The organism is Robertmurraya phoenicis (assembly GCF_047302285.1).
Lineage (GTDB): Bacteria > Bacillota > Bacilli > Bacillales > Cytobacillaceae > Robertmurraya.
Map to the genome: position 1 here is coordinate 4,299,440 of NZ_CP154845.1, position 10,561 is coordinate 4,310,000.

The 10,561-nt window shown below is 43.5% G+C and carries 8 protein-coding genes, 2 rRNA genes and 1 riboswitch (1 of these 11 only partly in view); all 10 genes read right to left on the minus strand.

The window, feature by feature from the left end; genetic code table 11:
- Window positions 1-21 precede the first annotated feature (21 nt).
- Entirely contained in the window at window positions 22-705 is a 684-nt protein-coding gene (gene purQ, locus AA0X71_RS21515) for a phosphoribosylformylglycinamidine synthase subunit PurQ (protein WP_413357308.1), read from the minus strand.
- A complete protein-coding gene (purS, locus tag AA0X71_RS21520; protein ID WP_413357309.1) occupies window positions 702-956 on the minus strand; it encodes a phosphoribosylformylglycinamidine synthase subunit PurS in 255 nt (84 codons plus the stop codon). Before purS ends, purQ begins: the two co-directional genes overlap by 4 nt.
- Window positions 949-1,668 carry a phosphoribosylaminoimidazolesuccinocarboxamide synthase gene (purC, locus tag AA0X71_RS21525; protein ID WP_413357310.1) on the minus strand — a complete coding sequence of 240 codons (720 nt, stop codon included), beginning with the start codon at window positions 1,666-1,668 and terminating at the stop codon, window positions 949-951. The genes purS and purC overlap by 8 nt, the downstream gene beginning before the upstream one ends.
- A gap of 196 nt (window positions 1,669-1,864) precedes the next feature.
- A complete protein-coding gene (gene purB / locus AA0X71_RS21530; RefSeq protein WP_413357311.1) occupies window positions 1,865-3,157 on the minus strand; it encodes an adenylosuccinate lyase in 1,293 nt (430 codons plus the stop codon).
- Window positions 3,158-3,161: 4 nt separating this feature from the next.
- The gene (gene purK, locus AA0X71_RS21535; protein ID WP_413357312.1) at window positions 3,162-4,313 is read right to left on the minus strand and encodes a 5-(carboxyamino)imidazole ribonucleotide synthase; all 1,152 of its coding nucleotides are present in this window, start codon (window positions 4,311-4,313) and stop codon (window positions 3,162-3,164) included.
- Complete coding sequence (gene purE, locus AA0X71_RS21540; RefSeq protein ID WP_413357313.1) at window positions 4,300-4,788, minus strand: 5-(carboxyamino)imidazole ribonucleotide mutase; 489 nt, start codon at window positions 4,786-4,788, stop codon at window positions 4,300-4,302. The genes purK and purE overlap by 14 nt, the downstream gene beginning before the upstream one ends.
- Before the next feature lie 196 nt (window positions 4,789-4,984).
- A riboswitch (purine riboswitch) is annotated at window positions 4,985-5,085 on the minus strand.
- 97 nt (window positions 5,086-5,182) lie between these two features.
- Window positions 5,183-5,383 carry an NETI motif-containing protein gene (locus AA0X71_RS21545; protein ID WP_413357314.1) on the minus strand — a complete coding sequence of 67 codons (201 nt, stop codon included), beginning with the start codon at window positions 5,381-5,383 and terminating at the stop codon, window positions 5,183-5,185.
- Entirely contained in the window at window positions 5,380-5,922 is a 543-nt protein-coding gene (locus tag AA0X71_RS21550; RefSeq protein WP_413357315.1) for a DUF2179 domain-containing protein, read from the minus strand. The genes AA0X71_RS21545 and AA0X71_RS21550 overlap by 4 nt, the downstream gene beginning before the upstream one ends.
- Window positions 5,923-7,568: 1,646 nt before the next feature.
- Window positions 7,569-7,685, minus strand: a 5S ribosomal RNA gene (gene rrf / locus AA0X71_RS21555).
- A 94-nt stretch (window positions 7,686-7,779) separates the two neighbouring features.
- Window positions 7,780-10,561, minus strand: a 23S ribosomal RNA gene (locus AA0X71_RS21560); it runs 153 nt beyond the window's last position.

Sequence of the window (10,561 nt, forward strand, 5' to 3'; positions counted from 1 at the left end):
CCAGCTTATGCGCAGGAGTCTTTAGCCTACTGCCACCGGGTTTTTAAGAAAAGATTTCACGATTGAGCGGAACAGCTTTAAGCCATCTGCTCCTCCTAATAATTCATCAACTGCTCTTTCAGGATGGGGCATCATACCAAGAACATTTCCCTTTTCATTGATGATTCCAGCAATATCCTCTAAGGAGCCGTTTGGATTGTTTTCATACGTAAAGACAATTTGATTGTTGTCTTGTAACTTTTGCAACGTTTCTTCATCACAATAGTAATTTCCTTCACCGTGAGCGATCGGAACCGTGATAATTTCGCCGTTTTCATATTCAGAGGTAAAAATCGTATTGTTGTTTTCTACCTTTAAGTTCGTTGGTCTACAAATAAATTTCAAGCTTTCGTTTCGTCTCATCGCACCTGGCAATAGTCCGCTCTCCAAAAGAATCTGGAAGCCATTACACACTCCAAGTACAGGTTTGCCTGCATTCGCTGCTTTCACGACCTCTTGCATCACCTTGCTGAAGCGAGCAATCGCCCCTGTACGCAAGTAGTCCCCATAGGAAAATCCGCCAGGTAAAAGAATTCCATCATACTCATCTAAGTTATCTGTATCATGCCAGACATACTCGACTTCTTCGCCTAGTTCGTCTTTAATCGCATGGTACATATCTACATCACAGTTGGAGCCTGGAAACACGATGACGGCAAACTTCATTGGGCTACACACTCCTCGATTTCATAGCGATAGTCTTCAATAACTGGGTTTGCTAGGAGGCGATCACATACTTCCTTTACGACATCTTCAACATGACGATCTGACTTTTCAATCGTTAACTCCATGTATTTTCCAATGCGAACGTCTGATACTTCGTTATAGTTTAATGATTGTAATGAGTGCTTTACCGCAGCTCCTTGTGGATCAAGTACACTTTCTCTTAACGTTACATAAACCTTTACTTTATACATGTGATGGACCTCCAAGTCTCGCAAGAATGTTTTCATAAGCATCTGTTAAGTTCCCTAAATTACGACGGAATACATCTTTATCAAGCTTTTCATTTGTGTTGCTATCCCACAGGCGACAAGTATCTGGCGAAATTTCATCAGCAAGAACGATTTCCCCTTCGGCATCCTTCCCGAATTCCAACTTAAAGTCGATGAGACGAATATCTAATTCAAGAAATAACTTCGATAATACTTCATCTACTTGTAATGCTTTTTCTTTTAAAAGAGCTACCTCTTCTTTCGAAGCTAACTGCATTTCTTCGATATGATCTTCTGTAATCAGTGGGTCTCCTAGAGCATCATCTTTATAGTAAAACTCGACGATTGGCTTTGAGAGAGGTTTCCCTTCTTCGATCCCCAATCTTTTGGAAAAGCTTCCTGCCGCCACATTGCGTACGACTACTTCTAGAGGGATAATCGTCACCTTTTTCACAAGTTGTTCTGTCTCAGATAGCTTCTCAACGAAATGAGAGGCAATTCCTTCTTTTTCTAACTTTGAAAATATTAAACTCGTAATCTCATTATTGAGCTTTCCCTTACCAGTAATCTGCGCCTTCTTTTCACCATTAAAGGCCGTTGCAGAATCCTTGTACTCTAACCATACGAGATTTTCATCATCGGTTTGATATACTCTCTTTGCTTTTCCTTCATATAACAATGCTCTTTTTTCCATGTGGAGAGCCTCCTATATTAAAAGTGGAAGCGCCTTGGTCATCGCCGTACAAACTGGAAGGGCCTCGACTGAGATAAAGGAAATCCGATGAGCGTTAGCGAATCGAGATTGACTTATCGTAGGGAGAGGACCTGAAGTTTGATAGGCGATAGGCGCTGGAACTAGATAATTCTCAAAGTCAAAAGAATGGAACCTCTTATAATCCTAGTCGGTCAAAAATGGTATCTACATGCTTTAAGTGGTAATTGTAATCAAAGCAATCTTCAATTTCTGCTGGAGAAAGCTTCGCTGTAATTTTCTCGTCTGTTTCAATTAGGCTCTTAAATGGAACTTGCTTTTCCCAGGCTTCCATCGCTCTCGGTTGCACCGTATCATACGCTTCTTCACGTGGTAAGCCTTTATCGATTAAAGCGAGTAACACACGTTGAGAGTAAATAAGACCAAGCGTACGATCCATATTACGCTTCATGTTATCTGGGAAGACCGTTAAGTTTTTAACGATATTTCCGAAACGGTTTAACATATAATTCAAGGCAATCGTTGCATCTGGTAAAATAATTCTCTCTGCAGATGAATGTGAGATATCACGTTCATGCCAAAGTGGAACATTTTCATAAGCTGTTAACATATGTCCACGAATCACGCGAGCAAGACCTGTCATATTTTCTGAACCAATTGGGTTCCGCTTATGTGGCATGGCAGATGAACCTTTTTGACCTTTTGCAAAAAATTCTTCCACTTCACGGGTTTCACTCTTTTGTAGTCCACGAATCTCCGTGGCAAACTTTTCAATCGATGTTGCAATTAACGCAATCGTAGACATATAATGCGCGTGACGATCACGTTGTAAAGTTTGTGTGGAGATAGGCGCCGGCTTTATTCCGAGCTTCTCACATACATACTTCTCAACAAATGGGTCAATATTGGCGTAAGTTCCAACTGCCCCAGAAATCTTTCCATACTCAATTCCTTCTGCCGCTTGTTTGAAACGTTCAAGGTTACGCTTCATTTCTTCGTACCAAAGGGCAAGCTTCAAGCCAAATGTTGTCGGCTCTGCATGAACACCGTGAGTACGACCCATCATGACTGTATATTTATGTTCCTTCGCTTTGTTTTTTAAGATTTCAACAAAGCCTTCAAGGTCTTTTTGTAAAATATCATTGGCTTGCTTGACGAGATACGATAATGCTGTATCAACGACATCTGTTGAAGTTAAGCCGTAATGAACCCATTTTCTTTCCTCACCAAGTGTTTCAGATACAGCACGAGTAAATGCCACAACATCATGACGAGTCTCTTCTTCAATCTCTTTGATACGGTTAATATCAAATGACGCATTCTCACGGATTTTTTGAACATCTTCCTTTGGAATATCTCCAAGTTCAACCCATGCCTCACATGCAAGTATTTCTACCTCTAACCAAGCTTTAAAACGATTTTCTTCTGTCCAAATTGCGCCCATTTCGGGTCTTGTATAACGATCGATCATTTATTTATCCTCCGATTCTTTCTTTTGCCTGTTCCCAAATTCTACTGTTGTCAATTTCAGAAAGGGCGTCCTCTATTGAGTCATTCAAAACGGTCACATGACCCATTTTCCTTTTCACTTTTGCTTCTTTTTTTCCATATAAGTGAATTTTCCAATTTGGATATTCGCCTATTTTTTCAATGATTTGCTCTTGATGCTCACCAAGAATATTCACCATCACAACTGGCTTTAATAATTCGGTACTTCCAAGTGGAAGATTGCAAACCGCCCGAATATGCTGTTCAAATTGCGACGTTTCACAAGCCTCAATGGAATAATGACCGGAATTATGCGGTCTAGGCGCCAGCTCATTTATGTAGATTTCGCCGTCTGCCGTTAAAAACATTTCAACCGCTAATGTTCCAACTAGTTTTAAGGACTGCGCTAGCTCCTTTGCTAAAGTTATTGCTTTTTCCTTCGCTTCCACTGTCATTCTTGCTGGAACAATGGTTTCATGAAGAATATTATCCTTATGAATATTCTCTCCCACCGGAAAAACAGATGTCTCACCCTTTGGGCTACGAACAACGATTACTGAAATTTCTTTTTCAAAAGAAATCCACTGCTCAAGCACACAAAGACCTGAAGCAACTAATGGTTCACCTTTTTCAATATCATCTCGTGTGCGAATGACAAGCTGTCCTTTACCATCGTAACCACCCGTTGCTGTTTTTAATACGCAAGGATAACCGATTTCGTCGATAGAAGCATAAATATCATTCATCGATTTGATAACCTTATAAGGCGCCACTTGAGCACCTGCCTTCCCGATAGCAGCTTTTTCTGTTGCTCTATTTTGTGTGATTTCTAGAACTTCTTTTCCTTGTGGTACATAGGCATTCTCACAAAGCCAATTGAGGGCTACTGCATCTATATTTTCAAATTCATACGTAATCACATCACTAACTTCTGCCAGCTTTTGAATCGCTTGTAAATCGTGATATTCTGCTACGACTTTAATATCAGATACTTGACCACATGGAGAATCTTCCGTCGGGTCTAGCACAGCAATGCGATAGCCTTTTTCTTTGGCTGCTAAAGCCATCATTCTACCAAGTTGTCCTCCACCAATGATTCCAATCGTTTGTCCAGGTAAAATGGTTTTAGACAAGTTCATCACTACTTTCCATCACCGTTTCCCTCGTTGTTTCGCGCATTTCAATAAGTCTTTCTGCCACGGCGGAATTAGTAGTACCAAGGATTTGTGCTGCAAGGAGACCAGCATTTGTTGCCCCTGCCTTGCCAATAGCAACAGTAGCTACTGGAACGCCTCCTGGCATTTGTACAATTGACAGTAAGGAATCCAGTCCATTTAATGCTTTTGATTGAATCGGTACACCGATTACTGGAAGGGTTGTTTTGGCGGCCACCATACCTGGAAGATGGGCTGCTCCTCCTGCACCTGCAATGATTACGTGAAAACCTCGTCCTCTTGCTTCCTCTGCGTATTGGAACATGAAATCAGGGGTTCTATGTGCGGATACTACTTTTTTTTCATAGGAAATCTCTAATTTATCTAGTACTTCACATGAATGCTTCATCGTTTCCCAATCAGATGTACTCCCCATAATTACTGCAACCTGTGCACTCATTTTTCTCCTCCACTTTTAAGCCATAATAAAAGCCCGGAACAAACTGCTAAATCCTATGAAGGAAAGCAATCTGTCCGGGCATACAATCGTTTATTGAAGCACAGAAAACAAGAGGACATCAACTAAAGGCTGCGCTCGCACAGTCTTTTATCCATCATGTCCGCTTATGCCCTTCAATAAAAGACCAATCCTATCCGGTCATATTCACTTTCCTCATAGTCCAACAATTTAGGGTTGTCGGGTAGAAACTTATGGGCCGTATTCCCATTATATATGAGGTAAATTTTATTTTTTATCGTTTATTCCATTTGCATTACCATATTAACAACATAAGGGCTAAGTGTCAACTTATAATCGAACAATATTCCAATAAATTTCTTTTAATGTTCGTGTTTTAACCTTCTATCTTTTTCGCTTCAAAAATAATTTGCCTTCCAACTGGCTCATAACTTACAATTGATCCTTGTTTATTCTCCTGAAAAATAGGTTTTTCGATTCTTTTGATAGGCATATAACCAGCTTTATGGATACGATCAAGGCATTGATCAATTGTTTCATTATCTTGTACCTCAAATTTCTGTTTTAATTTGCTCATTTAAACAATTTTCCTTTCCTGACCGATTTTACCCAAAATCCACCATATATCGCTTTCGGTTCATAGGCGATAATGAATGCTTTCGGATCTAATTCTTTAATCGTTGCGTAAAGCCTTAGCTCGTATTTTCTTGGCGTTAGGATCTGCAACGACATCCGTTCGCCCTCAAGACCATTCGCTGCCCAACTCGTCACACCATAGCCCTTCTCCCGAAGATTTTTCGCTAAATCCCGATCGTACTCCTTCGTAATAACATTCACGGTAATATAACCTAACGCAAGCTTCTCTTCTATTTTCATTCCGACAATAACACCTAATCCATAGCCAATCGCATACGCAATTAAATTCTGAATTTGATCAAGGTTATCTAATACTAACCCAAGTCCAATAACATAAATAACGACCTCAATCATACTTATAAATGCTGCCAAGTATCTTTGTCCCTTTAACGTCAAAATCATTCGAATCGTGAAAAAGGATACATATACAATATTAATCACAAGGATTATGAGCATCATTACCAAACCATTTTGTAGCACAAAAAGTCCTCCTAATAAAGCAAAATCATGTAAGCATCATTGTACTAAAAATAAAGAGTTATTGCGACCATTTTCAGATATGAATTGAATTTGGGTACTTGTGTACTATTCCTATTTATTACGCATTTGCAGATTTGATCATGTATTTTATAAAAGCTATTGATTTATTACTGTTAGATTATCCTTCTTGCTGTGGAAAAAACAAAGGGATTTTGTGCGGGGACTGGAAATTGCTCTCTTGAACTGGTTATGAGGACATTCTTTCTTATGACTCTGCTTGACTTTGTCCTTATGAACACTCTATGAGGACAAACTTTCTTGCTTTTCGCCTGACTTTGTCCTCATGAACACCCTATGAGGACATTCTTTCCTGATTTTCGCCTGACTTTGTCCTCATGAACACCCTATGAGGACATTCTTTCCTGATTTTCTCCTGGCTTTGTCCTCATGAACACCCTATGAGGACATTCTTTCCTGATTTTCTCCTGGCTTTGTCCTCATGAACCCTCTATGAGGACAAACTTTCCTGATTTTCTCCTGGCTTTGTCCTCATGAACCCTCTATGAGGACAAACTTTCCTGATTTTCTCCTGGCTTTGTCCTCATGAACCCTCTATGAGGACAAACTTTCCTGATTTTCTCCTGGCTTTGTCCTCATGAACCCTTTATGAGGACAATTTTTCCTGATTTTCGTTCGACTTTGTCCTCATGAACTCCCTATGAGGACAATCTTTCCTGATTTTCGCCTGACTTTGTCCTCATGAACACCCTATGAGGACATTCTTTCTTTGATTTCGCTTGGCTTTGTCCTCATGAACTCTCTATGAGGACATTCTTTCCTATCCAACCGCTGGAATCTGTTCTCATGAACACTTCATGAGACATACTTTCCTTACGAAACTACCCTTATCTTGTTTCATGGACCCCTCATGTGACATACTTTTCCTCTAAAACCACTCTTTTCTTGTTTCATGAACCCCTCATGTGACATACTTTTCCTTTAAAACTACTCTTTTCTTGTTTCATGAACCCTTCATGAGACATACTTTTCCTTTAAAACTACTCTTTTCTTGTTTCATGGACCCTTCATGAGACATACTTTTCCTTTAAAACTACTCTTTTCTTGTTTCATGAACCCTTCATGAGACATACTTTTCCTTTAAAACTACTCTTTTCTTGTCTCATGAACTCCTCATGAGACATACTTTCCTTACAAAACTACCCTTATCTTGTTTCGTGAACCCTTCTTGTGACACACTTTCCTTGCGAAATTACGCATTTCTTGCTCCATGAGCTCCTAATAAAAGACAGATCAAAAAAAGAGCACCCATCAAATGGATACTCTTTCGCTTTGCCCGGCAACGTCCTACTCTCACAAGGGGACAGCCCCTAACTACCATCGGCGCCGAAGCTTCACTTCCGTGTTCGGACTCCGGCCGTCTATGACCTTCGGATCTCTTCGTCAGCTTCGCTCCTTCAGTCCTCGTGTACATCGTACACTCCGGGCCTCACTCCCTCGCTTCCTCGACCTCCTCGGTCCTAGCCAGCCTCCAGTTTCTGCTCCTATCTTGTTTACATTTTTTCTTTTGTCCTTACGAACATTTAAAAGATCAAAAAAAGAGTACCCTATTGGATACTCTTTTACTTGCCCGGCAACGTCCTACTCTCACAAGGGGACAGCCCCTAACTACCATCGGCGCTGAGAAGCTTAACTTCCGTGTTCGGTATGGGAACGGGTGTGACCTTCTCGCTATCGCCACCGGACTATTTGATTGAAGTGACCTCTTTTGCTTGCGCAAAAAGGATTATACCTTCAAAACTAGATAATGAAAGAAGAATAGAAAACCGAATAATCAATTTGGTTAAGTCCTCGAACGATTAGTATCAGTCAGCTCCACGTGTCACCACGCTTCCACCTCTGACCTATCAACCTGATCATCTTTCAGGGTTCTTACTAGCTTACGCTATGGGAAATCTCATCTTGAGGGGGGCTTCATGCTTAGATGCTTTCAGCACTTATCCCTTCCGCACATAGCTACCCAGCGATGCTCTTGGCAGAACAACTGGTACACCAGCGGTGCGTCCATCCCGGTCCTCTCGTACTAAGGACAGCTCCTCTCAAATTTCCTACGCCCACGACGGATAGGGACCGAACTGTCTCACGACGTTCTGAACCCAGCTCGCGTACCGCTTTAATGGGCGAACAGCCCAACCCTTGGGACCGACTACAGCCCCAGGATGCGATGAGCCGACATCGAGGTGCCAAACCTCCCCGTCGATGTGGACTCTTGGGGGAGATAAGCCTGTTATCCCCGGGGTAGCTTTTATCCGTTGAGCGATGGCCCTTCCATGCGGAACCACCGGATCACTAAGCCCGACTTTCGTCCCTGCTCGACTTGTAGGTCTCGCAGTCAAGCTCCCTTGTGCCTTTACACTCTACGAATGATTTCCAACCATTCTGAGGGAACCTTTGGGCGCCTCCGTTACTCTTTAGGAGGCGACCGCCCCAGTCAAACTGCCCACCTGACACTGTCTCCCACCTCGATTAGAGGTGCGGGTTAGAATGTCAATACAGCCAGAGTAGTATCCCACCGACGCCTCCACCGAAGCTAGCGCTCCGGCTTCTCAGGCTCCTACCTATCCTGTACAAGCTGTACCAAAATTCAATATCAGGCTACAGTAAAGCTCCACGGGGTCTTTCCGTCCTGTCGCGGGTAACCTGCATCTTCACAGGTACTATAATTTCACCGAGTCTCTCGTTGAGACAGTGCCCAGATCGTTACGCCTTTCGTGCGGGTCGGAACTTACCCGACAAGGAATTTCGCTACCTTAGGACCGTTATAGTTACGGCCGCCGTTTACTGGGGCTTCAATTCAGAGCTTCGCGTAAGCTAACCCCTCCTCTTAACCTTCCAGCACCGGGCAGGCGTCAGCCCCTATACTTCGCCTTGCGGCTTCGCAGAGACCTGTGTTTTTGCTAAACAGTCGCCTGGGCCTATTCACTGCGGCTTTTCAGGGCTATTCACCCTAAAAAGCACCCCTTCTCCCGAAGTTACGGGGTCATTTTGCCGAGTTCCTTAACGAGAGTTCTCTCGCTCACCTTAGGATTCTCTCCTCGCCTACCTGTGTCGGTTTGCGGTACGGGCACCTGTTTTCTCACTAGAGGCTTTTCTTGGCAGTGTGGAATCAGGAACTTCGGTACTCTATTTCCCTCGCTATCACAGCTCAGCCTTTGCGGTAAACGGATTTTCCTGTTTACCAGCCTAACTGCTTAGACGCACATATCCAGCAGTGCGCTTACCCTATCCTCCTGCGTCCCCCCATCGCTCAAACAAAAACGAGGTGGTACAGGAATATCAACCTGTTGTCCATCGCCTACGCCTTTCGGCCTCGGCTTAGGTCCCGACTAACCCTGAGCGGACGAGCCTTCCTCAGGAAACCTTAGGCATTCGGTGGATGGGATTCTCACCCATCTTTCGCTACTCATACCGGCATTCTCACTTCTAAGCGCTCCACCAGTCCTTCCGGTCTAGCTTCAACGCCCTTAGAACGCTCTCCTACCGCGTACACCAACGGTGTACACCCACAGCTTCGGTGATACGTTTAGCCCCGGTACATTTTCGGCGCGGGGTCACTCGACCAGTGAGCTATTACGCACTCTTTAAATGGTGGCTGCTTCTAAGCCAACATCCTGGTTGTCTAAGCAACCCCACATCCTTTTCCACTTAACGTATACTTTGGGACCTTAGCTGGTGGTCTGGGCTGTTTCCCTTTTGACTACGGATCTTATCACTCGCAGTCTGACTCCCACGCTTAAGTACTTGGCATTCGGAGTTTGTCTGAATTCGGTAACCCGATGAGGGCCCCTAGTCCAAACAGTGCTCTACCTCCAAGACTCGTTTTTCGTGAGGCTAGCCCTAAAGCTATTTCGGAGAGAACCAGCTATCTCCAAGTTCGATTGGAATTTCTCCGCTACCCACACCTCATCCCCGCACTTTTCAACGTGCGTGGGTTCGGTCCTCCATTCAGTGTTACCTGAACTTCAACCTGGACATGGGTAGATCACCTGGTTTCGGGTCTACGACTACATACTAAAACGCCCTACTTAAGACTCGCTTTCGCTGCGGCTCCGTCTTCTCAACTTAACCTTGCATGCAATCGTAACTCGCCGGTTCATTCTACAAAAGGCACGCTATCACCCGTTAAAGGGCTCTAACTACTTGTAGGCACACGGTTTCAGGATCTCTTTCACTCCCCTTCCGGGGTGCTTTTCACCTTTCCCTCACGGTACTGGTTCACTATCGGTCACTAGGGAGTATTTAGCCTTGGGAGATGGTCCTCCCAGCTTCCGACGGGATTTCTCGTGTCCCGCCGTACTCAGGATCCACTCAAGAGGGAACGAAGTTTCAACTACAGGGTTGTTACCTTCTTTGACCAGCCTTTCCAGACTTGTTCGTTTACTTCGTTCCTTTGTAACTCCGTATAGAGTGTCCTACAACCCCAAGAGGCAAGCCTCTTGGTTTGGGCTAATCCCGTTTCGCTCGCCGCTACTCAGGGAATCGCGTTTGCTTTCTCTTCCTCCGGGTACTTAGATGTTTCAGTTCCCCGGGTCTGCCTTCATTACCCTATGTATTCAGGTAA